Source organism: Paraburkholderia sp. FW306-2-2C-D06C (assembly GCF_058781505.1).
Map to the genome: position 1 here is coordinate 89,748 of NZ_JBYSWU010000011.1, position 23,724 is coordinate 113,471.

Genomic DNA, 23,724 nt, shown 5'->3' on the forward strand with positions numbered 1-23,724 from the left:
GGGCAGCCGCCTCGGCGGCCGCTGCAAAACGGTAGTCACGAAAGTATTCAGAAAGTCGAGCATGACGCCCAATCCACAGGAAAGACGTACGCCGGAACAGATTCGCGCGAGCAACAGGCGGATAGGTTGGGTGATGCTCGCCATCGCCGCGGTCTTTTTCGCGAGCGTCATCATCAAGCAGTGGTGGTTCGCCTGACGCGGCCGTTGCAGTCTGGTTTGCAGGTTTGTTGAGGATTGAGATGTCGACGCAACCGCCGGCTCAGGCCGTTCGCTCTTTTAACCGTTCAATGCTGATCAAGCTGTTCGTCGTCGCGCTGATGATGTTCGGGTTTGGTTTTGCACTGGTGCCGATGTACCGCGCGATCTGCCAGATCACCGGCATCAACAACCTCGTGCAGCGTGATGCCACGGCGCGCGAGGCGAAGAACACGCAGGTCGACATGAGCCGCACGATTTCGATCGAATTCGATGCGAACGCGCGCGGTCCGCTGGGTTTCAAGCCGGAGCAGCGCAGTCTCGACGTGCATCCGGGCGAAGTGACGACGGTGATGTACGAGGTCAGCAACGAACAGGCGCGCACGATTCAGGCGCAAGCCATTCCGAGCTACGCACCGAAGCAGGCCACCGAGTACTTCAAGAAGATCGAGTGTTTTTGCTTTACGCAGCAGACTTTGACGGCGAATCAGACGAAGCGGATGCCGGTGATGTTCGTGGTCGATCCGAAGTTGCCGAAGGATGTGAAGACGATCACGTTGTCGTATACGTTCTTCGAACTGAACACGCCGGCGCCGGCGGCTGCCGGTACCGCGGCACCCGCGGCCAACACGGCGGCAACCACCGCCAATCCCGCCTGATGGCGTTTGCCGCAGGCGAAGGGAGAGAAGACGTATGAGCGATAACGGGGGCGGCCCGCGCAAGAGCAGTTTCGGCCAGTCGATGAAAGCCGTGTTCTGGTCGTTTTTCGGCGTGCGCAAGCGGCGCGATCTGGAAGCGGACGCGGCGCTGAACCCGCTGCATGTGATTGCAGCAGCGCTGATCAGTGCGGCGATCCTGATTGTCGTGTTGATTCTGATCGTGCGCGCCGTAGTGGGTTGAGGCGGCAGTCGAACAAGTAGTACCGGGCGCTGCAAAGCCCACGAATTAGAGTGAAGCGGTGCGGTACCGACGCGCCGCCGAAGATACAGCCGGAGATTCCGGAACAACTGGACTGAAGTGGAGAATCAAGAATGAGCGGTCAAAACGAGAGCCCGTACTATTTCGTACCGCATCCGTCGCGGCATCCGATCAACGCCGCGGTCGGATTGCTGGTCATGCTCGGATCGCTTGCGGCCTGGATCAACGACCATACCCTGGCGCCGATCGGCGTCGTCGTCGGTCTGCTGTGGCTGCTCTTTACGTTGTGGCACTGGTTCGGCGACGCGATCGCGGAATCGGAAGGCGGCATGTACGGCAAGAAAGTCGACAAGTCGTACCGCTGGAGCATGAGCTGGTTCATCTTCTCCGAAGTGATGTTCTTCGGCGCGTTCTTCGGTGCACTGTTCTATGCCCGTGAGATCGCGATGCATCAACTCGGCAGCCTCGACTACAAGCTGATCTGGCCGGATTTCTCGGCAGTGTGGCCGAACAACGGTCCGGCAGCGCTGGTGTCGACCTTCAAGTCGATGCAGCCGTGGCCGGTGCCGACCATCAACACGGCGCTGCTGCTGTCGTCGGGCGCCACGCTGACGGTTTCGCACCATGCACTGCGCGAAGATCATCGCAAGAAGGCGATCGCCTGGCTGGCCGCCACGCTCGTACTCGGCGTCAGCTTCCTGTTCCTGCAAGGCTTCGAATATTTCCACGCGTACAACGAACTGAACCTGACGCTGTCGTCGGGTGTGTATGGTTCGACGTTCTTCCTGCTGACGGGCTTCCACGGTTTCCACGTGTTCCTCGGCGGCACGATGCTGGCAGTGGTGCTGGTGCGGATGATCCGCGGCCACTTCACGGCGGAGCATCACTTCGCGTTCGAAGGCGCGGCTTGGTACTGGCACTTTGTTGACGTCGTGTGGCTCGGGTTGTACGTCGTCGTGTACTGGCTGTAACGCAGTCTGGCCTGCCTCATACCGGTTTCCCGGAAGCGGTTGCCGGAAGCGGTTGCCGGAAGCGGTTGCCGGAAGCGGTTACCGGAATACGCAGGCCGTTCGCGCAAAACTCCCCAAGGGCGCCGCGCACGGGCAGTACGAAGAGACTTATGCAGCGCCGCCCTCGACCCTGTCAGGGCGGCGTTTTGCTTGATGAAGGGGATTTTTGCGTCGAGCTCAACGCCCGTAAGGAATACCGGTCGACTGAATCCAGCCCATCCAGTGTGCGAACAGGATGAACAGGAACAGCGAGATCGACAGGCCCACCCGTGTGGCGAGCGACCAGACCATCCGTTTGGTTTTGCCCTTGTCATGCATCATGAAGTACAGCGCCGACACCATGCTGGCGATGATCAGGACGAAGGCGATGGGAACGAGAATGTGCATGGAACCAACTGAGATCGGAAAGCGCAGAGGCAAGACAGTTATTATCGCACCGCGCGCCGGCGTCTGTCGTGTGTTCCAGGCGGTGCCGCAAGCGGTGGTGGAGTGTTTTCGGTGAAGATCCGCCTGATTCCCGCGCTGTTGATTCTGCTGGTGATCGCGGTGACGGTGCGGCTCGGTTTCTGGCAGCGCGACCGCGCGCATCAGAAGGAAGCGCTCGAAGCGCACATCGCACAGTTCGAAAATGCGCCCGCGCAGATGATCGGCGCCGCACCGATTGAACTGAAGGGTATCGAATTTCATCGCGTGAAAGCGCGTGGCAGCTTCGTCGCGGACAAGGTCGTCTACCTCGATAATCGCCCGTATAACGATCAGCCGGGTTTTTACGTCGTGATGCCTTTTAAACTGGCCGGCGGCGGGTATGTGCTGGTCAATCGCGGCTGGCTGCCGCGCAACATGAACAATCGCGAGACGATCGCGCCGTACACCACGCCGCAAGGCGAGATCGACATCGAAGGCATTGCGCGTGCCGATGCCTCGCGCGCATTCGAGTTGGGGCAGGGTGGTTCGGCCGCGCATCAACTGATCCGCCAGAATCTGGATACCGGCGCCTACGCGGCGGAAACCGGTCTGCCGCTGCAATCGTTCGTGATCCAGCAATTGAGCGACGACGGCGACAAACTGGTGCGAGATTGGCCGGCGCCGACAAGCGGCGTCGAGCGTAACTACGGCTACATGTTCCAGTGGTGGGGCATGGCGGTCGCGGCCTTGGGCTTCGGTCTCTACGCCGCGCGCCGCACCGCGAAGAAAGAGCACGCGCCGAGCGTGTAATGCAGCGCGCGCGGCTTCGTGGCCCAAGGGCCGGAACCGCGCAATCATTGAAAGAGGTCCTGTAGTGTCGACGCAATCTCCCCGTTCGCCGCAAGCCGGCAAATCCGCCGCACCCAAAGTGATGCCCGGCCAGCCGAACGGTCAGGGATCGTGGCGGCGTGGCCGCTGGACTCTGCTGCTGTTGGCGATCATCTGCGCCGCGCCGATCGTCGTGTCGTATTTCACGTACTACGTGATCAAGCCGGCCGGCGGCAGCACGAGCTACGGCACGCTGGTCGAACCGCAGCGGCCGATTCCCGAATCGCTCGTCGTGACAGGCGAAGACGGCAAGCCGGTCAAGCTCGCTTCATTGCGTGGCCGCTGGCTGCTGATCTCGGTCGACAGCAGCGCGTGCGACAAAGCCTGCGCCACCAAGCTGTACTTCATGCGGCAAATCCGCGCAGCTCAAGGCCCGGAACGCGAGCGCGTCGTCGAGGTGTGGCTGCGCACCGATGCAGGCAAGGTCGCCGACGTGATAAAAAAGGCCTACCCTGACACCACCATGCTGGTCGCCGACCCGGCGCAGGTGTCAGCCTGGCTGCCCACCGACAACGGCACCAGGCTCACCGACCACCTCTACATGGTCGATCCGAACGGCAACCTGATGATGCGTTTCCCGAAAGATCCGAATCCCAGCAAGATCAAGGGCGACGTGACGAAGCTGCTCAAATGGTCGAGCATCGGCTGATGCCGCAACCAGGGTAAGAACGATGTTTGTACTGCAACTGGCCCTGATCGGCTTGTGTATTGCGTTGTTGCCGCTGTCCTACGTATGGGTCAAGGCCGACGACAACCAATTCCGCAAGCTGGTCTGGCTCACCACTTTCCTGACGCTGGACCTGGTGATGTTCGGCGGCTTCACGCGCCTCACCGATTCCGGCCTCGGCTGCCCGGACTGGCCGGGCTGCTATGGCACCTCGTCGCCGTTCATCGCGCACGCCGCGATTACCGCCGCGCATCAGGCGATGCCCACCGGGCCGGTCAGCATGACCAAAGCCTGGATCGAGATGATCCACCGTTACTTCGCGATGGCGATCGGCGTGCTGATCATCGCGCAGACCGTCATTGCGTGGACGGCTCGCATCAAGCGCCGTCCGTTGCATGTGTCGCCGTGGTGGCCGACCTCGCTGTTGCTGCTGATCCTCGTGCAGGGCGCGTTCGGCGCGTGGACGGTGACCATGAAGCTGCAACCGGTCATCGTGACGACGCACCTGCTGCTCGGTCTCGCGCTGCTCGGCACACTCGGCTGGCTGGCCGCCCGGCAGACACCGCTGCCCGCTTACGAGCCTGAAGCCGCGCGCTGGCGTGCGGCAGCGATTGGCGGGCTGATTCTGCTGGTCGCGCAGATTGCGCTGGGCGGCTGGGTCAGCACGAACTACGCGGTCCTCGCCTGCACGGATTTCCCGACCTGCAACGGCCAATGGGTCCCGCCGATGGACTTCGCGCACGGCTTCCACCTGTGGCGCGCGCTCGGCATGACCGGCGACGGCGACATGATCACGCAGGACGCGCTGGTGGCGATCCACTGGACCCATCGCACGTTCGCGCTTGTGGTGGTCGCCTATCTGGTCTGGTTCGCGCTGAAGCTGCGCCGTTTCGAGTCGCTGCGGCGGCCGGCGAACGGCGTGCTGCTGGTGGTGTTGGTCCAGTTCGTCACCGGGCTGTCGAACATCGTCCTGCAATGGCCGTTGCCCGTTGCTGTCGCCCATAACGGTGGGGCCGCGATCCTGCTGCTTCTGCTCGTTATGTTAAACTTTCGGATCGCTTATAGCCGTCCCGGCCGCGCCGTGTTGCCTGCGCGCGATGCCGCGCCAGCGTGACCCCACATGGACAGCACAACACTCTCCCAAACGCCCGGCAGCCGGGTCTCCCAGTACATCGCCCTGACCAAGCCGCGCGTCACGCAGCTTGCGGTGTTCTGCGCCGTGATCGGCATGTTTCTTTCGACCCCCGGCATGGTGCCGTGGACCGTGCTGATCGGCGGCACCGTCGGCATCTGGCTGCTGGCCGGTGCGGCGTTCGCCATCAATTGCCTCGTCGAACAGAAAATCGACGCGAAGATGCGCCGTACCTCGTGGCGTCCATCCGCGCGCGGCGAGATCACGACCGCGCAGATCCTGCTGTTTTCGGCTGTGCTCGGCGGACTTGGCATGTGGACGCTCTACACGTTCGCCAATCCGCTCACCATGTGGCTGACGCTCGCCACTTTCGTCGGCTATGCGGTCATCTACACGCTATTGCTCAAGCCGGCCACGCCGCAGAACATCGTGATCGGCGGCGCGTCAGGCGCGATGCCGCCGGCGCTCGGCTGGGCCGCGGTCACCGGTCACGTGCCGGGCGACGCGTGGATTCTCGTGCTGATCATCTTCGTGTGGACGCCGCCGCATTTCTGGGCGCTCGCGCTGTATCGCCGCAAAGACTACGAAAACGCCGGCCTGCCGATGCTGCCGAACACGCACGGCGAGAAGTACACGCGGCTGCACATTCTGCTGTACACCGTGATCCTGTTCGCGGTCACGATGATGCCGTTCATCTCCGGCATGAGCGGCGTGGTGTATCTCGTGTCGGCGGTGCTGCTGGGCGCCGTGTTCCTTGCCTACGCGTGGAATATCTATCGGGAATATTCCGACGACCTGGCGCGCAAAACCTTCCGTTACTCGATCGTGTATCTGTCGCTGCTGTTCGCCGCGCTGTTGATCGACCACTATGCGCGCGTCGTGATCGGCGCGTAACACCATGCTCAAAGACCGCTTCGCGCGTACCGCGCGTGCTGCCGTGATTGCCTGTGCGCTCGGCGGCGCGCTGCTGGTGGCCGGCTGCGGCAAACAGCAGCTGGCGTTCCAGAATGTCGATATCACCGGCAACACGCAATTCGCCGGCAACTTCTCGCTGCCCGACACGGCCGGCAAAATCCGCACGATGGCGGATTACAAGGGCAAAGTCGTGGTGCTGTTCTTTGGCTACACGCATTGCCCGGACGTTTGTCCGACCACGATGGCCGAACTCTCGCAAGCGCTCCAGCAACTCGGCCCCGAGGACGCGAAACGCGTGCAGGTGCTGTTCGTCACCGTCGATCCGGAGCGCGACACGCCGGCTTTGCTGGCGCAGTACGTGCCGGCGTTCAATCCGACGTTCGTCGGTTTGCGTCCGGCCGACCAGGCGCAACTCACCAAGGTCACGAAGGATTTCCGCGTGTATTACGCGAAGGTACCGGGCAAGACCGCCGACAGCTACACGATGGATCACACCGCGGCGAGCTATGTGTTCGACCCGGACGGCAAGCTGCGGCTATTCGCGCGCGACGGCCAGGGCGCGACGCCTTGGGTGCACGATATCAAGCTGCTGCTGGATTGATACTTTGACGCACGGCTGATGCACCCGGGCGCGCGCATCGGCCGCGCGCCCGTTTTCAAATTCTTCCGCAGTAACCCTCAAGCCGGAATCGGCAAATTCACCTCCGGCGCCAGCCGCGTCGCCTTGAACTCCGTCACCTCGTAGCGTGCGAGGTTCTGCTCGGCGAACGGATCACTGGCGAGAATCTCATCTAGCTTATCGCGCTCGATGCGCACCGCCAGAATGATGCCGCCGTCGCGCGGCACCTTCGGGCCGGCGGCCACGAACACGCCTGCTTCGAACTGTTTGGTCAGAAACGCGCGGTGTGCTTCCAGCGCGTCGTCGATGCGCTCGAGCGGTGCGGTGTAGATGAGATTGATGACGTACATGAGCGGCCTCGTGAGCGATTGATCCGGCCGCCTGTGCTCGCGGCCAATGGCCTTCAATTATCGACCAGCGGACGATTTGTTGCGCGGGCTCAACGCGTGTGCACGGCGGTGCAGCGCGTCACCGACATCATGGGCGAGATCGCCGCGGCGTCGGAAGAGCAGAGCAGCGGCATTTCGCAGGTCGGCCGCGCAGTCACGCAGATGGATGAAGTGACGCAGCAGAATGCGGCGCTGGTCGAGCAGGCGGCGGCTGCGGCGGCTTCGTTGCAGGATCAGGCGGGGCGTCTGCGTGACACGGTGAGCGAGTTCCGCGTGAACGGCGCCGTTGCGTGACGCAGCGATCGGCGGCAGTCGCAGCGCAGCGAATGCCGCCCGCGCCGATGCAGTGCATAACCATATGCGATTGTGATATTTCCCATCTCGCCAGACGTATGAGACCATTTGCGGTCCAGTTGGCGGCGCGTCCACAAGGCGCTCGCCGCCGGCTTCCACCCGAATCTGACATCGATCAGAAGAAAGCGAGAATCATATGCAGCGCAGAAACATCCTCAAAGCCCTCTCCGCAGTGGTCGCCGGCGCGGCGATCGTCACCAGCTTCGGCGCGCACGCCGACGACAAGGCCGTCAAGGTCGGGACCATCGGCGGCCCGGATGCGCAAATCTGGGAAGTCGTCACCAAGGTCGCGAAGCGCGAAGGCCTGAACGTGAAGGTCGTCGAGTTCAACGACTACGTGCAACCGAACGCCGCACTCGACGCGGGCGATCTCGACGCCAACAGCTTCCAGCATCAGCCGTACCTCGACAGCCAGATCAAGCAGCGCGGCTACAAGATCGTCAACGCCGGCCTCACGTATATCTCGCCGCTCGGCATCTATTCGAAGAAGCTGAAGTCGCTGAAGGACCTGCCGCAGGGCGCGAAGGTCGCGGTGCCGAACGATCCGTCGAACGAGAATCGCGCGCTGCTGCTGTTGCAGGCGCAAGGCGTGCTCAAGCTGAAGGCCGGCGCGGGCACCAACGGCAATAACGCAACGGCGCTGGATGTCGAGGACAATCCGAAGAAGATCAAGCTGGTCGAACTCGACGCCGCGCAACTGCCGCGCTCGCTGTCGGACGTCGACGCCGCGGCGATCAACACGAATTTCGCTTTGGCCGCTGGTCTGCAGCCGACCAAAGACGCGATCGCGCTCGAAGACATCCGCAGCCCGTACGCGAACCTGATCGCCGTGCGCGCGCAGGACAAGGACAAGCCGTGGGTCAGGAAGCTGGTCGCGGCCTACCAGTCGGAAGACGTCCGTCAGTTCATCAAGACGCAGTTCAAGGGTTCGGTGGTGCCGTCGTTCTAAGCAACTGCGCGCAACCGGTACCGCAAAGTAAAAACGCCACGGGAAACTGTGGCGTTTTTTTCGTCCGAACCGTCGTGCGTCCGTGCGGTTGCGCCCCGGCGAGCCCGAGGCTACAACGCCAACTCCCATCGCTCGATCGTCAGATCCTTGCCGAAACGCCGCTCCGCGCTCGTGCCTGCCAGCTGAAAACCGGCGCGCTCGCATAGCCGCCGCGGTTCCTTGAGCGTACTCGCGGTGGTCAGCGTGAGCTTGGTGTAACCCGCGCGCCTCGCGAACCGCACGCATTCGCTCATCAGCTGCGTGCCGACGCCCAGACGCTGCACGTCCGGCTCGACCCACAGGAGCCGCACGGCCGCTACCGTCGTCGACACGCCGACGATGCACACCGAGCCGATCACCATGCCGTCCTGGTCGGCGATCCAGCACATCTCGCGCAGCGGATCCTGACGTTGCGAATAATCTGCGACGACGCGCGCAAGCAAGCCTTCGAACGATTGGTCCCAGCCGTATTCCGCGGCGAACCACTGCGCCTGACGATGCACGAGCCAGCCGCACTCGCCCGCGCGCGGCTGGCGCAGGATCACGAGTTCGTGTTTTGGCCCGCCGTCGAGCAGCCGCTCGATCAGCTTCATCGCCGCGATCAGCTGCTCCTGGGAGAGCGCGCTGAGGCCGTTCAGCACCGCCGAGACCTCCTCGATGGCCGCCGTATCGAGCGGTGCATACGCGGCGTGACCGCCCTCGGTGAGGGCGATCAGCGACTGGCGCGCGTCCGTGTCGGACGGTCGTCGCGTAATCAGGTTGCGTCGTTCGAAGCTGGTCAGAAGGCGGCTCAGATAACCGCTGTCGAGTCCGAGATTGCGCCCCAGCACCGAGGCGGTCTGGGCACGTCCGCGGGATAGCTCGTGCAGTACGCGCACTTCCGTCAGCGAGAAGGCGCTCTTTTGCAAATGCTCGTGCAGCGCACCAATGTGCTGCGTGTAGAAGCGATTGAAATGGCGGACGGCCTGAGCACGCCGCAGCGCCTCGGAATCTGTCAAATGCGGCTCCCCGGGAATTTTTACTGGCTTGGTACACAGCACTATATTGGAACGCTTGCCATTAAAAAAGTCGCTCCGGCAAGGGGGGGCGCGTCAAACTGGTATCAGAAAGGTATCGATTCCCAGGGATTTCTGGCATTTGGGACAAGAACCAGTGCGAACCGCTCCGACGCTTTCCGCTATTGCGAATACGGGTAAATCCTGATCCCCGAAACCCGCGTTCCAAAGCCCCTTAACCGCCTTCTAACGCCGTACCGACAAGGCTTTCCGCGGATACGAACCAGCATGGGACCAATCGATTGACTGGTATTATGTTGGTTATATAATGGGCTCTCATTTTCGTAGGCCGCACTCTTCAAGACGACCGCCGGAGCCCCATGGAAACTCGCTGGTCCGCACTGATGCCTGACGCCCGCAACGTCACGCCGTTTTATTTGCAGCTCGCGCGCAATCTGGCGACGGCGATCCACTGCGGCGTGTGGTCGGCGGGTGAAGCACTGCCTTCGGAGCGCACGCTGTCGGATGCGATCGGCGTGTCGCGCATCACCGCGCGCAAGGCGATCGAACTGCTGGTCGAACAAGGGCTGATCCGGCGTGCACGCGGCGCGGGCAGCTTCATCACGCCGCGCGTCGAAGACCCGCTGTCGCGGCTCACCGGCTTCACGAAGAAAATGCAGCAACGCGGTTTCCGGCCGGATTCGGTGTGGCTCGAGCGCGATATCCGCGCCGCCAACCGTGACGAGCTGGTGCACCTCGGCCTGTCGCCCGGCACGGCGGTGGCGAGTCTGCGGCGTCTGCGGCGTGCGGACGGCATCGTGATGGCGGTCGAACATTCCGCGTTGCCGGTGGCCGTCGTGCCCGACCCGCTGGCGATCGGCGTGTCGCTTTACAGCTATCTCGAACAACGCGGTGCCGCCGTCGTGCGCGCGTTGCAGCACTTTCGCGCGGTCAACGCATCGAGCGAGATCGCCGCGCTGATGGACATCGAACCGCGTTCGGCGTTGCTGGTCATTACCCGTATCGGCTATAGCGCCGAACAGCGAGCGATCGAACTGACCGACACCTATTGCCGCGACGATTACTACGATTTTGTCGCTGAATTGCGCACATGATTTGCGCACCTGAATTGCGCACCTGAGCGGTCCGCGCGGCCAGCCGCTATGTGCGGCGCCAGACAGCGCGATTCAGTCGCAACCTGCATTACGCCTCACCAGAGAGACTCATGCTGACCGGAAACATACTCACCACCGATGGGTGGATTCACGGCACGCTCGAATACGAAAACGGCCGCATCACGGCGCTGACCGGCGACCGCGTCGATCCGTCGACGAACGACGCGCCGTACATCCTGCCTGGCTTCATCGATCTGCACGTGCACGGCGGCGGCGGCGCCGACGTGATGGAAGACGGCGATGCAATCGAAACCATTACCCGCACGCACGCGCGCTACGGCACGACCAGCCTGCTCGCCACCACCATGACCGCGCCGCGCGACGAGTTGATGCGCGTGGTCGCGGGCCTCGGCGACGTGGCGCGGGTCCGCACGCCGGGCGGTTCGCGCGTGCTCGGCGTGCATCTTGAAGGGCCTTACATCAATCCCGGCAAGCTTGGCGCGCAACCGGACGCTGCCGTTTCGGCGGTGATGGACGAAGTGCTGAAGTATCTGTCGATCGCGCCGATTCGCGTGGTCACGCTGGCGCCTGAAATCGCCGGCCACATGGAGATCATCTCCGAGATGGCGGCGCGCGGCGTGCGCGTGCAGCTCGGCCATTCGCTCGGCACGTACGACGACGCGGTCGCCGCACTGAAACACGGCGCCTGCGGCTTCACGCATCTGTTCAACGCGATGTCGCCGCTGCATCACCGTAATCCCGGCCTCGTCGGTGCGGCGCTCGCGCACGCCGAGTTCGCCGAAATCATTCCCGATTTGCTGCACGTCCATCCGGGGGCGATCCGCGCTGCGTTGCGCGCGATTCCGCGTCTGTACGTCGTCACGGACAGCACCTCGGCCACCGGCATGCCGGACGGCGAATACCGCCTCGGCAGCCAGCACGTGACGAAGTGTCTCGGCGGCGTGCGTCTTGCCGACGGCACACTCGCCGGCAGCACCCTGACGATGGATCAGGCGCTGCGCAATCTTGTGTCGATCGGCTTGCCGATCGCCGATGTGTCGAACCGTTTGTCGCGCTATGCCGCCGACTACCTCGGCGTCGAAGACCGTGGCCGCATCGTGCGCGGCGCGTGGGCCGATGTGGTCGTATTCGACCGCGAACTGGCGTTGAGCGCGACTTACGTCGAAGGAGAATCGATTGTCGAATATGCTTAACGAAGCGCTGGCGTCCGCCGAAACGGTCGCCGCGCAACTCACGGATACTTCGCGCGTCGAGGCATTGGCGGCCGCGCTCGCGGATGAGCCGCGCCATGTCGCGCTGACGATCGCGCGCGGCAGTTCGGACCATGCGGCGAGTTACTTCGCAAGCCTGACGATGAGCCGTATCGGCGTGCCGGTCGCTTCGCTGCCGATGTCGGTCGCGACACTCCAGCAAGCGCCGCTGCAGGTGCGCGGTCAGCTCGCGCTGGCGTTTTCCCAGTCAGGCAAGAGTCCCGATCTGGTCGGCACGATGGAAGCGCTGCGCAATGCCGGTGCGTTGACCGTGGCCGCGGTGAATGCGCCTAGCTCGCCGTTGGCCGATGCGTGCGAGTGGCATCTGCCGCTCGTCGCCGGTCCCGAGCTGAGCGTCGCGGCCACCAAGAGCTACATCGCGATGCTGTCGATTTCCGCGCAACTCGTCGCGCACTGGCAGCGCGACGAAGCGCTGCTCGGCGCGCTGCGCACCTTGCCCGATGCGTTGCACGCGGCCGGCAAGCTCGACTGGCCGAAAGCGATCGACGAATTGCGCGACATCGAACGCATGATCGTGATCGGCCGCGGCCTGGGTCTCGCGATCGCGCAGGAAGCCGCGCTGAAATTGAAGGAAACCTCCGGCATCCAGGCGGAAGCGTTTTCGAGCGCGGAAGTGCGGCATGGTCCGATGGAACTGATCGACCGCGACTATCCGCTGCTGGTCTTCGCACCGCGCGGACCGGAACAGGCCGGCTTGCTGCAACTCGCGCGCGACATGCGGGCGCGCGGCGCCCGCGTGCTGCTGGCCGCTCCGGACGACGTGCCCGAAGCAAGCTTGCCGCTTGCCGCCACCGCTCATGCGGCGCTCGACCCGATCGCCGCGATCCTGTCCTTTTATGTGATGGCCGCCGGCCTTGCCGCCGCGCGCGGGCGCAATCCCGATGCGCCGCGCCATCTCAACAAAGTCACCGAAACTCACTGATCGAGAAATCAGATGCGACGTGTCGAGGAGTCCCGCTTGATGAGCCATTCTGAAGGCCATATTGTTTTGCTCGCGCCGATGACCGGTCCGGTCGTGCTGCTGGCGAACGTACCCGACCCAGTGTTCTCGGGTGGGATGTTCGGCGACGGCATCGGCGTCGATCCGCTCGAGGGCCGGCTCGTCGCGCCATACGACGGCACCGTCACCCATCTCGCGCGTACCGGTCACGCCGTGACGCTGGCCACCGCCGAAGGCGCGGAGATTTTGCTGCATATCGGTATCGATACGGTCAAGCTGAACGGCAAGGGTTTTGCGCCGATGGTCGCGCAAGGCGCTCACGTGCGCGCCGGCGACGTGTTGATCGAATTCGATCAGGACCAGGTCGCGCTGAATGCGCCGAGTCTCGTGTCGGTGATCGCGATCGCCAATTCGGAGGCGTTCGAGATTGTCGAGCGTGTCGAAAGCGGCATGCTCAAAGCAGGCGAAACGCCGCTGCTGGTCCTGCGTGCTCGCGCCGGTGCGGCCGCGCAGGCATCGCGTGAGGCGACCCACGTCACCGAAGAAGCGCGTCAGCAGATCACGCTGCTCCACGCCGGCGGTTTGCACGCGCGGCCGGCCGCGCGTGCTCGTGAAGCGGCGCGCGGTTTCGATGCGCGCGTCGAAGTGCGCTATGAAGGACGCAAGGCGGCGATCGGGAGCGTGGTCGGTCTGCTCGGTCTGGGTGCGGGTGAGGGCGCGACCGTCGAGTTGCTCGGCGTCGGCCCGCAAGCGGCCGAGGCTGTCGAAGCAATCGCCCGCGAACTGACGCGTGAAGCGCAGGGCGAAGTCGAGGAGCAGCCCGCACGCCAAATCTCGCCGGCGCCGCAACCCGTCGCGCACGCTGTGGGCGAACCGCTCGCGCCGAATACGCTCGCGGGCGTGTGCGCGGCGCCGGGCGTCGCGGTCGGCAAGCTGGTGCGTTGGGACGACGCGGATATCGATCCGCCGGAACAAGCGAAGGGCACGTCGGCGGCGGAAAGCCGTCTGCTCGATAAGGCGATCGCCACCGTCGATGCCGAGCTGGGCACCACCGTGCGCGACGCGTCGCAACGCGGCGCGGTCGGCGAAGCGGGTATTTTCGCGGTGCATCGCGTGCTGCTCGAGGACCCCACCTTGCTCGATGCCGCACGCGATCTGATCAGCCTGGGCAAGAGCGCCGGCTTCGCATGGCGCGACACGATCCGCGCACAGATCGGCATCCTGACGAATATCGAAGACGCGTTGCTCGCCGAGCGTGCCGCCGACCTGCGCGACATCGAAAAGCGCGTCCTGCGTGCGCTGGGCTATACGAACGCCGCAGCGCGCACGTTGCCGGAAGAAGCCGTCCTGGCGGCCGAAGAATTCACGCCGTCGGATCTGTCCTCGCTGGATCGCTCGCGCGTCACCGCGCTGGTGATGGCGCGCGGCGGCGCGACTTCGCATGCGGCGATTCTCGCGCGTCAAGCGGGCATCCCCGCGCTGGTCGCAGTCGGCGATGCGTTGCACGCGATTCCCGAGGGTACGCAAGTGGTGGTGAACGCCACCAACGGCCGTCTGGAATTCGCGCCGACCGAACTCGACGTCGAACGTGCGCGTCTCGAGCGCAACCGCCTCGCCGGCGTGCGTGAAGCGAACCGCCGCACTTCGCAACAGGCTGCCGTCACTTCCGACGGCCGCGCGATCGAAGTCGCCGCCAACATCGCCACGCTCGACGACGCGAAAACCGCAGTCGACAACGGCGCCGATTCCGTCGGCCTGCTGCGTACCGAACTGCTGTTCATCCACCGCGCGCAGGCGCCGACCACCGACGAACATCGTCAGAGCTACCAGGCAATCGTCGACGCATTGAATGGCCGCACCGCGATCATCCGCACGCTCGACGTCGGCGCGGACAAGGAAGTCGATTACCTGACGCTGCCGCCCGAACCGAATCCGGCGCTCGGCCTGCGCGGCATCCGCCTCGCACAAGTGCGCCCGGACCTGCTCGACGACCAGTTGCGCGGTCTGCTGTCGGTCAAGCCGTTCGGCGCCGTGCGCATCCTGCTGCCGATGGTGACCGATGTCGGCGAGCTGATCCGCCTGCGCAAACGTATCGACGACTTCGCCCGCGAGTTGGGCCGTACCGAGCCGATCGAAGTCGGCGTGATGATCGAAGTGCCGTCGGCGGCCTTGCTCGCCGATCAACTCTCGCGACACGCGGACTTCCTGTCGATCGGCACCAACGATCTGACGCAATACACGCTCGCCATGGACCGCTGCCAGGCCGATCTCGCCGCGCAGGCCGACGGCTTGCATCCGGCGGTGCTGAGGCTGATCGCGGCAACCGTGCAGGGCGCCGGCAAGCATGGCAAATGGGTCGGCGTCTGCGGCGCACTGGCGGGCGATCCGCTTGCGATGCCGCTGCTGGTCGGCCTCGGCGTGACCGAACTTTCGGTGGATCCGGTGTCGGTGCCGGGCATCAAGGCGCGGGTGCGCAATCTCGATTATCAGCTGTGCCGTCAACGCGCGCAGGATGCGCTGGCGCTCGAGTCGGCACAGGCGGTAAGAGCAGTGAGCCGCGAAACCTGGCCTCTGGACTGAACCCCACACGGTCCGCAACCAGCTTCGCTCAATCATCACGTACAGCTACAAAACTCAACGACGAGACAAAGGATTGGAGGTATCGATGGATGGGAATCCGTTTCTGAAGGTGCAGCGCCTTGGACGCGCGCTGATGCTGCCGATCGCGGTGCTGCCGGTTGCCGGCCTGCTGCTGCGCCTCGGCCAGCCCGATGTGTTCAACATCAAGATGATCGCCGACGCCGGCGGCGCGATCTTCGACAACCTGCCGCTCCTGTTCGCGATCGGCGTGGCGGTCGGGTTCGCGAAGGACAACAACGGCGTGGCAGCGCTCGCGGGCGCGATCGGTTACCTGATCGAAATCGCGGTGATGAAGGACATCAACGACAAGCTCAACATGGGCGTGTTGTCCGGGATCGTGGCAGGTATCGTCGCGGGCTTGCTGTACAACAGGTACAAGGACATCAAGCTGCCGGACTACCTCGCGTTCTTCGGCGGGAAACGCTTCGTGCCGATTGTCACGGGCGTCGCATGTCTGGCGATAGGCATCGTGCTCGGCTATGTCTGGCAGCCTGTGCAGGCCGCCATCGACCTCGCCGGACACTGGCTGACGACCGCCGGCGCGATCGGTGCATTCGTGTTCGGCGTGCTGAACCGCTTGCTGCTCGTCACGGGTCTGCATCACATCCTGAATTCGCTGACGTGGTTCGTGTTCGGCACGTTCACGCCGGCGGGCGGCGCCGCTGTGACGGGCGACCTGCATCGCTTCTTCGCCGGTGACCCGACCGCGGGCACGTTCATGACGGGTTTCTTCCCGGTCATGATGTTCGGCCTGCCGGCCGCGTGTCTGGCGATGTTCCATGAAGCACCGAAGGATCGCCGCGCGGTGGTCGGCGGCCTGCTGTTCTCGATGGCCCTCACGTCGTTCCTGACGGGCGTGACCGAGCCGATCGAATTCAGCTTCATGTTCCTCGCGCCGGTGCTGTATGTGTTCCACGCGTTGCTGACCGGTCTGTCGCTCGCGATCTGCTCGGCGCTCGGGATTCACCTCGGCTTCACGTTCTCCGCGGGCGCGATCGACTACGTGCTGAACTACGGCCTGTCGACCAAGGGCTGGTGGGCGATTCCGCTCGGCCTCGCGTATGCGGTGGCGTACTACGGTCTGTTCCGCTTCTTCATCCGCAAATTCAACATGGCGACACCGGGCCGCGAACCCGCTGCCGCCGATGAACAGGTGGAGTCGTTCACCGCTGGTGGCTACGTCTCGCCGGCTGCCGGTGCGGCCGTGCCGCGCGCGCAGCGTTATATCGCTGCGCTGGGCGGCGCGTCGAATCTGTCGCTGGTGGATGCCTGCACGACGCGGCTGCGTCTGTCGGTGGTCGATTCGGACAAGGTCTCGGAAAGCGATCTGAAGACGCTCGGTGCGCGCGGTGTGCTCAAGCGCGGCTCGACCAATGTGCAGGTGATCATTGGGCCGGAAGCCGACATCATCGCCGACGAGATTCGCACCGTGATCGCGCAAGGTGGCGGTGAGCCCGTGAAGCCGGCTGCTGCTGCTGTTGCGCCTGCTGCACCGGCTGCACCGGCTGCCTCGGCTGCACCGGCTGCCTCGGCTGCCTCGGCGGCGCCCGCGGCGGCGGCAACGAGCGCTCGAGGCGGTCCGCTCGACCCCGATCCGCTGCGCTGGCTCGCCGTGTTCGGCGGCGCGGGCAACGTGGTGTCGCTGGACGCCGTGGCGGCGACGCGTCTGCGTGTCGTGGTGCGCGATCCGTCGGCGCTCGATCGTCAGCGTCTGGCTACGCTCGATACCGCATGGGTCTCGGCGGATACCTTCCACATCGTCGTTGGCGACGCCGCGCAACGCTACGCCGCACAACTGGCAACGCGTCTGCTAGTGGCTGGCGGGACGACACCTCTGCCGGTGTGATACAGGGGTGATGGAGCGCGCTGAGTCGCTTCATCGCCGGCAATGCGGCAATAAAAAGCGCGGCAATAAAAAAGCGGTACCTTGGAAGCAAGGTGCCGCTTTTGCGTTTACCGGCAGCGTCGACGGCAGCGTGTCCGTCACAGGATGCGTCAACGCGTCTTATGCTTGCCCGCTTCCAATGGCCGGCGCGATTCGAGCCACATCACGTTGATGACGCCGAACGCCAACGCCACGCCAATGCCGAGAATCCAGCTGAAATACCACATCGCAAACTCCTGTTAATCGTTTCCGGATCAATACATCGAATGGTGATTTTCTTCGAGCGCCGCGGCGGTCACCTTGCCGCGCAACACGCGATACACCCAGCTCGTATAGAGCAGGATGATCGGCAGGAAGATGATCACGGCGATCAGCATGATCTGCAGCGTCATCTGACTCGAGGTCGAATCCCACACCGTCAGGCTGCTGCGGCCGTCGAGCGAAGAGGGCATGATGAACGGGAACATCGAGAAGCCAGCCGTCAGAATCACGCCGATGATCATCAGCGAGGTCGACAGGAAGGCGCTCTTTTCGAAGCGCGAGCGCGCCAGCAGCAATGCCAGCACGCCGCCCACCACACCCGCTACCGGTGCGGTCATCATCCACGGATAGGTCGCGTAGTTGGTGAGCCACAAGCCCGGTGCGCCGAGCACGTTTTTCAGGAGCGGATTGGCGACGGTGTCGAGCGGCGCGGCGTTGACGATCTGGTAGCCGCCGATCATCGTCGCGATCAGTGCGCCGGCAATCAGAAACAGCACCACGCCGACCAGTGAGGCGATCCGCAGCGCCGTGGACGCGCGCTGTGCGACGATGCCGTCCGCCTTCATCTTCACGAAGGCCGCGCCGTGGGCGGCCAGCATCGACACGCTGACGAGCCCGCACAACACCGCAAATGGATTGAGCAGCGCGAAGAAGCTGCCGTGGTACGTGACGCGCAGATCGGTGTCGAACGAGAACGGCACGCCTTGCAGCAGGTTGCCGAACGCGACGCCGAACACCAGCGCCGGCACGAAGCCGCCGACGAACAGCGCCCAGTCCCATGCGTTGCGCCAGCGCGGGTCTTCGCGTTTGCTGCGGTAGTCGAAGCCGACCGGCCGGAAGAACAGCGAGAACAGCACCAGCAGCATCGCAAAGTAAAAGCCGGAGAACGATGCGGCGTACACCAGCGGCCACGCGGCGAACATCGCGCCGCCCGCCGTGATGAACCACACCTGATTGCCTTCCCACGTCGCGCCGACCGTGTTCACGACGATGCGCCGCTCGGCGTCGGTCTTGCCGATGAACGGCAGCAGAATCGCCGCGCCCATGTCGAAGCCGTCGGTGAGCGCGAAGCCGATCAGCAGTACGCCGATCAGCACCCACCAGATCAGTTTGAGGGTTGCGTAATCCATGATGATGATTTTTCCCTTAAGACGGCGTGGCGGCGATTCATGCGGCCGTGTTGGACGGCAGCGGCTGATTCAGCGGCTGTTGTTCGTGGTGATAGCGGCCCGTATACAACGACGAGGGCCCGAGCCGCGCGTACTTGAACATCAGCATGATTTCGATGATGAACAGCACCGTGTAGAACACCACGAAGCCGGCGATACTCAGATACAGGTCGGTCGGCGTCAGGCTCGACGCGGACAGCGCGGTCGGCAGAATGCCGGCGATGGTCCACGGTTGACGGCCCACCTCCGCGACGATCCAGCCGAATTCAGCCGCGAGCCACGGCAGCGGAATTGCCCACACGGCCCAGCGCAGGAACCAGCGGCGCTTATCCAGCAGCAGCGAGCGCTGCGCGCAGAACCAGAACGCCAGCACGAAGGTCGCGAGGAACAGAATGCCGAGGCCGACCATCAGGCGGAACGAGAAGAACACGGGCGCCACCGGCGGGATCGTCTTCCTGGCGGCCTCTACGATCTGATCAGGCGTTGCATCGGTGACGTTCGCGGTGAACTGCTTGAGCATCAGGCCGTAGCCGAGGTCCTTTTTGTGCGCGTCGAAGGCGGCTTTCGCTTCGTCGGTGGCGTCGCCTTGCTTCAGTTTTTGCAGCGCGGCGTAGGCCAGCATGCCGTTCTTGATGCGTACCTCGTTCTGCGCCATCAAATCTTTCAGGCCGAGCACCGGTTCGTCGATCGAACGCGTTGCGATGAGGCCGAGCGCGTACGGAATCCGGATGGCGTAGTCGGTGCGCTCTCCCTTCTGGTTCGGAATGCCGAAGATCGTGAACGGTGCGGGCGCGGGCGCCGTCTCCCACTCGGATTCGATCGCGGCCAGCTTCACTTGCTGAACTTCGCCGGTACGGTAGCCGGACTCGTCGCCGAGCACGATCACGCACAGCGTCGACGCCAGGCCGAAACCCGCGGCGATCGCGAACGAGCGCAACGCGAATTCGGTATCGCGGCGCTTGAGCAGATACCACGACGACACGCCGAGCACGAACATCGACGCCGTCACATAACCGGCCGATACGGTGTGCACGAACTTGACCTGCGCGACCGGATTGAAGAGCACGGAAAAGATGCTGTCGAGTTCCATGCGCATCGTCTGGTAGTTGAATTCTGCGCCGACCGGATTGTTCATCCAGCCGTTGGCCACCAGAATCCACAGCGCGGACAGGTTCGAACCGAGCGCGACGAGGAATGTGACGATCACGTGTTGCACTTTCGAGAGCCGCTTCCAGCCGAAGAAGAACAGCCCGACGAAGGTCGACTCGAGGAAGAATGCCATCAGGCCTTCCACTGCCAGCGGCACGCCAAAAATGTCGCCGACGTAATGTGAGTAGTACGACCAATTCGTGCCGAACTGAAATTCCAGCGTGAGGCCGGTCGTGACGCCCATCGCAAAGTTGATGCCGAACAGCTTGCCCCAGAACTGGGTCATGTCCTTGTAGATCTGCTTGCCGGTCATCACATAGACCGACTCCATGATGACGAGCAGCCAGGACAGGCCGAGCGTGAGCGGCACGAACAGAAAGTGATAAAGCGCCGTAATGGCGAACTGGAGGCGCGACAGTTCTACGACTTCGCTAACGGGCATGGGGATCACCTTGGGACGGATGCGAGACAGGCACAGACAGCAACGCCTGCGCGACTTGCTCAGGCGGCAGCGACATATGCTCCGCCTGCGGATGGTTGAAGAACGTGTATTTGAGCGCCATCAGCAGTGCGAGCTTGATGGCGAGGACGATGGCGATATCCCGCGCCAGCGTTGGACCGCGCACCCAGGCGGCGAGGCGCTTGCGCAAGCCTGGCCGGTGAGCGTTATTGCGATTGAGGGCTAGGGTCATGATCGGTCGAAGACGACTTCACGCCGGTGAGTCCGGCTGGAACCAGGCCGCATTGCGGTCCGGCGAGTGCATCCCGATTCTAGGAGCAGTGACCTTGTGCGCGTGAGTTCAGCGCTGCGGCATTGGGTCGCGAAGCTTGCCCCCTTTGGAGAGTATTGCAAGGTGACTTGAGATACGTCAAGGAATGCGCGCCGGCTGAGCGCGTTCCTGATTGAGTGCGACACTGGTGCGGAGATGCGCGAGCGCATCGGCGCCCGGCGCATCGGCGCCCGGATAGAAAAAAGCCCTGCCGTCTTGCGAGGGCAGGGCTCAGTGACCCAATAGCGCGCCGGGCAAGCCGGCGTTCTGGATCTCTTTAAGGGTTACGCATATTCCGCCAGCGCGCTGCGCATTTTCTTCATGGCGCTTGCCTCGATCTGGCGAATACGTTCGGCCGACACGCCAAATTCGTCGGCCAGTTCGTGCAGCGTCGAGCCACCCGAGCCGTCGTCTTCCACATGCAGCCAGCGTGCCTCGATGATGCGGCGGCTACGGGCGTCCAGCGATTCGAGCGCGCCGGCGATGCCGTCGCTTTGCAGCTTGTCGCGCTGACGCGAAGCCAGCATGGCGGTCGGCTCGCTATGCGAGTCGGCCAGATAGGCGATCGGCGCGTACGACTCTTCACCGTCTTCGACCTGACCTTCCAGTGCGATGTCGCCGCCGGAGAGCCGCGTTTCCATCTCGGCCACTTCTTCACGCTTCACGTTCAGCTCTTTGGCGAGACCTTCGATCTCATCCGGCGTGAATGCGCCCAAGCCCTGTTTGTGGCTGCGCAAGTTGAAGAACAGCTTGCGCTGCGCTTTGGTGGTGGCCACCTTCACCATGCGCCAGTTGCGCAGAATGTATTCGTGGATCTCGGCCTTGATCCAGTGCATCGCGTACGACACGAGGCGCACGTTCTGCTCCGGGTCGAAGCGCTTCACGGCCTTCATCAGGCCGATATTGCCTTCCTGGATCAGGTCGGCGTGCGGCAGGCCATAACCGAGATAGTTGCGCGCGATCGATACGACCAGCCGCAGGTGCGACAGGACGAGACGGCGCGCGGACTCGAGATTGTCCTGCTCGCGAAATTCGGTGGCGAACTGGCGTTCTTCCGCCGGCGTCAGCATCGGAATCCGATTTACGGCCTGGATGTAGGCGTCGATATTGCCCAGTTGACCGGGCAGCAGCGAGGAATGCGAGAGCGCCAGTGCACCTGCCGAAGCGGCCTTAGCCGACAACGGGCTCAGAGTATTCGGAAGGGTCATTGCATGGCTCACGTAGGAAACTCCTTTGGAATCAGACAAAAGCGTGGTCAGAGATCGACTCCAGCGTTGGATGTTAGCACTCTGATTTCCTGAGTGCTAACACTTAGAGGGTGTAGGGTCATCCAAGTTCCGTCTTTCGCTATTGAAGTTTAAGTTTCAATAGCCATCATACGCTCCTGTTGCCAGCGATGTGTAAGCCGTATGATTTACCTGACAAACCGCCTTCATACTTATAAGTGACCGATATTTTCTAAAAATGAAGTGACTAATTGCGAAAATTTCGATTTCTTCATATGGAGCGCCGGATCTGGTTTAAATTTAGAATAGGCAAAACCGTTAAAGATGATCAACGTTCGACCATAGTTCGGGTGTTCGATGAAGAACAAGAAGAATGCTTTGCGTGGTCTGGCTCTAAAAGGCGCTTCGGCGGCTGTGTTGCTTGGGGTATCGGGATTGGCCGCGGCCGATCAGTTCGGAGTGCAAGTTGCTGCGGGCGTGGCGGGTCACCACATCAAAAAATTCGATCTCGGTTTCGTCTGGGATCCGAATCTGACGTGGTGGCAAATCGGCGATTGGCATTTCTCGCTGATCGGCGAGGCGCACGTGGCCTGGTGGCATACGAACGAAGGGAACGTCCACGACGACATCGGCGAAATCGGCGTGACGCCGATCATCCGTTTCATCAAGGGTTCGGGGTCGATCCGCCCTTATATTGAAGCGGGTGCCGGCATCCGGTTGCTGTCGAGTCCCAGAATTTCTACGTCGCTCACCCTCGGGACGGCGTTCCAGTTCGCCGACATGGCGGGCGTCGGCGTGCAATTCGGCAGTCACCAGCAGTATCAGGCGGGCTACCGGTTCCAGCATATTTCCAACGGCGGTATCAAAGAGCCCAATCCTGGTATAAATTTCAGCCAGCTATATTTGCAATGTAACTTCTGACGACGGTGGCCACGTCCGGCTCATCGGTGCGAGGGGCTGAGCAATGGCGGCAAAATTGATCGAAGCGATTCGCGGGCTCGAGCGCGAGCGCTTTCGTGCGATGGTCGACGGCGACGGGCCGTCGCTCGATACGCTGCTCGCGGAAAACGTGAGCTATGTCCATACGAACGGCAAGCGTGAAACGAAGCGGCAGTTCATCGACGGCATTACAGCGGGACGCCGTCGCTATCGGCAGATCGAGGTGCAGTCGCAAGACGTGCTGCCGGTAGGGCGAGAGACCTGCGTCGTGACCGGGCGGGCGTTGATCGAGATGGAAGCGAACAACGGGGCGTTGCTGTTTCCGATCGCGTACACGGCGATTCATACACAGGAAGACGGGCAATGGCGCCTGATTGCCTGGCAGGCGACGCGTTGCGCGATCGAGTGAGCCTTGTGAGCCCGCCTCGTTTCGCCGACAGCACGATGCTGTCGCGGTAGCCGAGATTGCGGTCCATCCATTCGATCTGATCGGCGAACACGTTCGGCGTCGTCGTTTCTATGCTTGCGGGCAGGTTGACGATCATCTTGTGATCGCGCGTGGGCCGCCACGTCTGTGCAACCGCGTCGCACACTTCGCGCGCGAACGTGAGTTCGGCCATGTTGAAGGTTTCCGGCGAGTACTGGAACGTCCAGTGGGTGCCGGGCCGTGCGATCAGCCCGGCGCGCGACGGCACGAATACTTCGATCGTCACGTCGTCGGGAATACGCTGTTCGTCGATCAGCTTGCGCACGAAATCGAAGACGGTTTGCGAAGCCGACGGAAAGCCGACGTCGATTTCTTTGAAGCCGATCGCCACCAGCAGCGAGCGCCGCGGTAAAAACCGCGTCGTGGCCATGCAACG

Annotated in this window: 25 protein-coding genes and 2 pseudogenes; 18 read left to right on the forward strand and 9 right to left on the reverse strand. The window is 63.2% G+C overall.

Features of this window, described 5'->3' with window-relative positions:
- Positions 1-61: 61 nt before the first annotated feature.
- From AC3WLT_RS10965 to AC3WLT_RS10980, 4 genes are all read left to right on the forward strand, one after another.
- On the forward strand, positions 62-196 hold the full coding sequence (locus AC3WLT_RS10965; RefSeq protein WP_492591900.1) for a cytochrome oxidase small assembly protein: 135 nt from the start codon (positions 62-64) through the stop codon (positions 194-196).
- 43 nt (positions 197-239) lie between these two features.
- Positions 240-854, forward strand: coding sequence for a cytochrome c oxidase assembly protein (locus tag AC3WLT_RS10970; protein WP_492591901.1), 615 nt, complete (start codon positions 240-242; stop codon positions 852-854).
- A gap of 34 nt (positions 855-888) precedes the next feature.
- On the forward strand, positions 889-1,095 hold the full coding sequence (locus AC3WLT_RS10975) for a DUF2970 domain-containing protein (protein WP_492591902.1): 207 nt from the start codon (positions 889-891) through the stop codon (positions 1,093-1,095).
- A gap of 131 nt (positions 1,096-1,226) precedes the next feature.
- Positions 1,227-2,084, forward strand: a complete 858-nt coding sequence (locus AC3WLT_RS10980; protein ID WP_492591903.1) for a cytochrome c oxidase subunit 3 — start codon at positions 1,227-1,229, stop codon at positions 2,082-2,084.
- A 216-nt stretch (positions 2,085-2,300) separates the two neighbouring features.
- Here AC3WLT_RS10980 and AC3WLT_RS10985 read toward each other — a convergent pair whose 3' ends face one another.
- Positions 2,301-2,510, reverse strand: a complete 210-nt coding sequence (locus AC3WLT_RS10985) for a twin transmembrane helix small protein (protein ID WP_007179452.1) — start codon at positions 2,508-2,510, stop codon at positions 2,301-2,303.
- Between the two features lie 111 nt (positions 2,511-2,621).
- On the opposite strand from AC3WLT_RS10985, the gene AC3WLT_RS10990 reads away from it, so the two are divergent.
- The 5 genes from AC3WLT_RS10990 (at position 2,622) to AC3WLT_RS11010 (ending at position 6,731) form a co-directional block, all read left to right on the forward strand.
- Complete coding sequence (locus tag AC3WLT_RS10990; RefSeq protein WP_492591904.1) at positions 2,622-3,338, forward strand: SURF1 family protein; 717 nt, start codon at positions 2,622-2,624, stop codon at positions 3,336-3,338.
- A 64-nt stretch (positions 3,339-3,402) separates the two neighbouring features.
- A complete protein-coding gene (locus tag AC3WLT_RS10995; protein ID WP_492591905.1) occupies positions 3,403-4,065 on the forward strand; it encodes an SCO family protein in 663 nt (220 codons plus the stop codon).
- Between the two features lie 22 nt (positions 4,066-4,087).
- On the forward strand, positions 4,088-5,197 hold the full coding sequence (locus tag AC3WLT_RS11000; protein WP_492591906.1) for a COX15/CtaA family protein: 1,110 nt from the start codon (positions 4,088-4,090) through the stop codon (positions 5,195-5,197).
- A 6-nt stretch (positions 5,198-5,203) separates the two neighbouring features.
- A complete protein-coding gene (cyoE, locus tag AC3WLT_RS11005) occupies positions 5,204-6,109 on the forward strand; it encodes a heme o synthase (RefSeq protein ID WP_492591907.1) in 906 nt (301 codons plus the stop codon).
- Positions 6,110-6,113: 4 nt separating this feature from the next.
- Entirely contained in the window at positions 6,114-6,731 is a 618-nt protein-coding gene (locus AC3WLT_RS11010) for an SCO family protein (protein ID WP_492591908.1), read from the forward strand.
- Positions 6,732-6,808: 77 nt separating this feature from the next.
- Here AC3WLT_RS11010 and AC3WLT_RS11015 read toward each other — a convergent pair whose 3' ends face one another.
- On the reverse strand, positions 6,809-7,099 hold the full coding sequence (locus AC3WLT_RS11015; protein WP_492591909.1) for a YciI family protein: 291 nt from the start codon (positions 7,097-7,099) through the stop codon (positions 6,809-6,811).
- 96 nt (positions 7,100-7,195) lie between these two features.
- On the opposite strand from AC3WLT_RS11015, the pseudogene AC3WLT_RS11020 reads away from it, so the two are divergent.
- Both AC3WLT_RS11020 and AC3WLT_RS11025 read left to right on the forward strand, forming a co-directional pair.
- Positions 7,196-7,432, forward strand: a pseudogene (locus AC3WLT_RS11020) (hypothetical protein); the annotation flags it as partial.
- Between the two features lie 196 nt (positions 7,433-7,628).
- The gene (locus AC3WLT_RS11025) at positions 7,629-8,441 is read left to right on the forward strand and encodes a MetQ/NlpA family ABC transporter substrate-binding protein (RefSeq protein WP_492591910.1); all 813 of its coding nucleotides are present in this window, start codon (positions 7,629-7,631) and stop codon (positions 8,439-8,441) included.
- 110 nt (positions 8,442-8,551) lie between these two features.
- On the opposite strand, the gene AC3WLT_RS11030 is transcribed toward AC3WLT_RS11025, so the two are convergent.
- Positions 8,552-9,478: a bifunctional helix-turn-helix transcriptional regulator/GNAT family N-acetyltransferase gene (locus AC3WLT_RS11030; protein WP_492591911.1), complete on the reverse strand. Its 927-nt coding sequence runs from the start codon at positions 9,476-9,478 to the stop codon at positions 8,552-8,554.
- A 377-nt stretch (positions 9,479-9,855) separates the two neighbouring features.
- On the opposite strand from AC3WLT_RS11030, the gene AC3WLT_RS11035 reads away from it, so the two are divergent.
- The 5 genes from AC3WLT_RS11035 (at position 9,856) to nagE (ending at position 17,308) form a co-directional block, all read left to right on the forward strand.
- A complete protein-coding gene (locus AC3WLT_RS11035) occupies positions 9,856-10,590 on the forward strand; it encodes a GntR family transcriptional regulator (RefSeq protein ID WP_492591912.1) in 735 nt (244 codons plus the stop codon).
- 110 nt (positions 10,591-10,700) lie between these two features.
- On the forward strand, positions 10,701-11,804 hold the full coding sequence (gene nagA / locus AC3WLT_RS11040) for an N-acetylglucosamine-6-phosphate deacetylase (protein WP_492591913.1): 1,104 nt from the start codon (positions 10,701-10,703) through the stop codon (positions 11,802-11,804).
- Entirely contained in the window at positions 11,797-12,804 is a 1,008-nt protein-coding gene (locus AC3WLT_RS11045) for an SIS domain-containing protein (protein ID WP_492591975.1), read from the forward strand. The genes nagA and AC3WLT_RS11045 overlap by 8 nt, the downstream gene beginning before the upstream one ends.
- Positions 12,805-12,816: 12 nt before the next feature.
- Positions 12,817-15,402 carry a phosphoenolpyruvate--protein phosphotransferase gene (gene ptsP / locus AC3WLT_RS11050; RefSeq protein ID WP_492591914.1) on the forward strand — a complete coding sequence of 862 codons (2,586 nt, stop codon included), beginning with the start codon at positions 12,817-12,819 and terminating at the stop codon, positions 15,400-15,402.
- 85 nt (positions 15,403-15,487) lie between these two features.
- Positions 15,488-17,308, forward strand: coding sequence for an N-acetylglucosamine-specific PTS transporter subunit IIBC (gene nagE, locus AC3WLT_RS11055; RefSeq protein ID WP_492591915.1), 1,821 nt, complete (start codon positions 15,488-15,490; stop codon positions 17,306-17,308).
- Positions 17,309-17,457: 149 nt separating this feature from the next.
- Here nagE and cydX read toward each other — a convergent pair whose 3' ends face one another.
- From cydX to rpoH, 5 genes are all read right to left on the reverse strand, one after another.
- Positions 17,458-17,574: a cytochrome bd-I oxidase subunit CydX gene (cydX, locus tag AC3WLT_RS11060; protein ID WP_492591916.1), complete on the reverse strand. Its 117-nt coding sequence runs from the start codon at positions 17,572-17,574 to the stop codon at positions 17,458-17,460.
- Between the two features lie 27 nt (positions 17,575-17,601).
- Complete coding sequence (gene cydB / locus AC3WLT_RS11065) at positions 17,602-18,738, reverse strand: cytochrome d ubiquinol oxidase subunit II (protein WP_492591917.1); 1,137 nt, start codon at positions 18,736-18,738, stop codon at positions 17,602-17,604.
- A gap of 37 nt (positions 18,739-18,775) precedes the next feature.
- Positions 18,776-20,368 carry a cytochrome ubiquinol oxidase subunit I gene (locus AC3WLT_RS11070; RefSeq protein WP_492591918.1) on the reverse strand — a complete coding sequence of 531 codons (1,593 nt, stop codon included), beginning with the start codon at positions 20,366-20,368 and terminating at the stop codon, positions 18,776-18,778.
- Positions 20,358-20,618, reverse strand: a complete 261-nt coding sequence (gene cydP, locus AC3WLT_RS11075; protein ID WP_492591919.1) for a cytochrome oxidase putative small subunit CydP — start codon at positions 20,616-20,618, stop codon at positions 20,358-20,360. Before cydP ends, AC3WLT_RS11070 begins: the two co-directional genes overlap by 11 nt.
- Positions 20,619-20,980: 362 nt before the next feature.
- Positions 20,981-21,916: an RNA polymerase sigma factor RpoH gene (rpoH, locus tag AC3WLT_RS11080; protein ID WP_492591920.1), complete on the reverse strand. Its 936-nt coding sequence runs from the start codon at positions 21,914-21,916 to the stop codon at positions 20,981-20,983.
- Between the two features lie 363 nt (positions 21,917-22,279).
- Here rpoH and AC3WLT_RS11085 point away from each other — a divergent pair, with 363 nt between their 5' ends.
- Positions 22,280-22,843, forward strand: a complete 564-nt coding sequence (locus AC3WLT_RS11085; protein ID WP_492591921.1) for an acyloxyacyl hydrolase — start codon at positions 22,280-22,282, stop codon at positions 22,841-22,843.
- 43 nt (positions 22,844-22,886) lie between these two features.
- Positions 22,887-23,270 carry a nuclear transport factor 2 family protein gene (locus AC3WLT_RS11090; protein WP_492591922.1) on the forward strand — a complete coding sequence of 128 codons (384 nt, stop codon included), beginning with the start codon at positions 22,887-22,889 and terminating at the stop codon, positions 23,268-23,270.
- A 25-nt stretch (positions 23,271-23,295) separates the two neighbouring features.
- Here the strand turns inward: AC3WLT_RS11090 and AC3WLT_RS11095 are convergent.
- A pseudogene (locus AC3WLT_RS11095) lies at positions 23,296-23,685 on the reverse strand (beta/alpha barrel domain-containing protein); the annotation flags it as partial.
- Positions 23,686-23,724: the final 39 nt, after the last annotated feature.

Excerpts from the sequence above, each read along its gene's own strand:
- AC3WLT_RS10985 (WP_007179452.1), bottom strand. The coding sequence starts at position 2,510 with ATGCACATTCTCGTTCCCATCGCCTTCGTCCTGATCATCGCCAGCATG.
- cydP (WP_492591919.1), bottom strand. The coding sequence starts at position 20,618 with ATGACCCTAGCCCTCAATCGCAATAACGCTCACCGGCCAGGCTTGCGC.
- AC3WLT_RS10965 (WP_492591900.1), top strand. The coding sequence starts at position 62 with ATGACGCCCAATCCACAGGAAAGACGTACGCCGGAACAGATTCGCGCG.
- AC3WLT_RS10975 (WP_492591902.1), top strand. The coding sequence starts at position 889 with ATGAGCGATAACGGGGGCGGCCCGCGCAAGAGCAGTTTCGGCCAGTCG.
- AC3WLT_RS10980 (WP_492591903.1), top strand. The coding sequence starts at position 1,227 with ATGAGCGGTCAAAACGAGAGCCCGTACTATTTCGTACCGCATCCGTCG.
- AC3WLT_RS11090 (WP_492591922.1), top strand. The coding sequence starts at position 22,887 with ATGGCGGCAAAATTGATCGAAGCGATTCGCGGGCTCGAGCGCGAGCGC.
- AC3WLT_RS11085 (WP_492591921.1), top strand. The coding sequence starts at position 22,280 with ATGAAGAACAAGAAGAATGCTTTGCGTGGTCTGGCTCTAAAAGGCGCT.
- AC3WLT_RS11010 (WP_492591908.1), top strand. The coding sequence starts at position 6,114 with ATGCTCAAAGACCGCTTCGCGCGTACCGCGCGTGCTGCCGTGATTGCC.
- AC3WLT_RS11070 (WP_492591918.1), bottom strand. The coding sequence starts at position 20,368 with ATGCCCGTTAGCGAAGTCGTAGAACTGTCGCGCCTCCAGTTCGCCATT.
- AC3WLT_RS11000 (WP_492591906.1), top strand. The coding sequence starts at position 4,088 with ATGTTTGTACTGCAACTGGCCCTGATCGGCTTGTGTATTGCGTTGTTG.
- AC3WLT_RS11045 (WP_492591975.1), top strand. The coding sequence starts at position 11,797 with ATGCTTAACGAAGCGCTGGCGTCCGCCGAAACGGTCGCCGCGCAACTC.
- AC3WLT_RS11025 (WP_492591910.1), top strand. The coding sequence starts at position 7,629 with ATGCAGCGCAGAAACATCCTCAAAGCCCTCTCCGCAGTGGTCGCCGGC.
- cyoE (WP_492591907.1), top strand. The coding sequence starts at position 5,204 with ATGGACAGCACAACACTCTCCCAAACGCCCGGCAGCCGGGTCTCCCAG.
- AC3WLT_RS10970 (WP_492591901.1), top strand. The coding sequence starts at position 240 with ATGTCGACGCAACCGCCGGCTCAGGCCGTTCGCTCTTTTAACCGTTCA.
- nagE (WP_492591915.1), top strand. The coding sequence starts at position 15,488 with ATGGATGGGAATCCGTTTCTGAAGGTGCAGCGCCTTGGACGCGCGCTG.
- cydX (WP_492591916.1), bottom strand. The coding sequence starts at position 17,574 with ATGTGGTATTTCAGCTGGATTCTCGGCATTGGCGTGGCGTTGGCGTTC.
- cydB (WP_492591917.1), bottom strand. The coding sequence starts at position 18,738 with ATGGATTACGCAACCCTCAAACTGATCTGGTGGGTGCTGATCGGCGTA.
- AC3WLT_RS11015 (WP_492591909.1), bottom strand. The coding sequence starts at position 7,099 with ATGTACGTCATCAATCTCATCTACACCGCACCGCTCGAGCGCATCGAC.
- AC3WLT_RS11035 (WP_492591912.1), top strand. The coding sequence starts at position 9,856 with ATGGAAACTCGCTGGTCCGCACTGATGCCTGACGCCCGCAACGTCACG.
- ptsP (WP_492591914.1), top strand. The coding sequence starts at position 12,817 with ATGCGACGTGTCGAGGAGTCCCGCTTGATGAGCCATTCTGAAGGCCAT.
- nagA (WP_492591913.1), top strand. The coding sequence starts at position 10,701 with ATGCTGACCGGAAACATACTCACCACCGATGGGTGGATTCACGGCACG.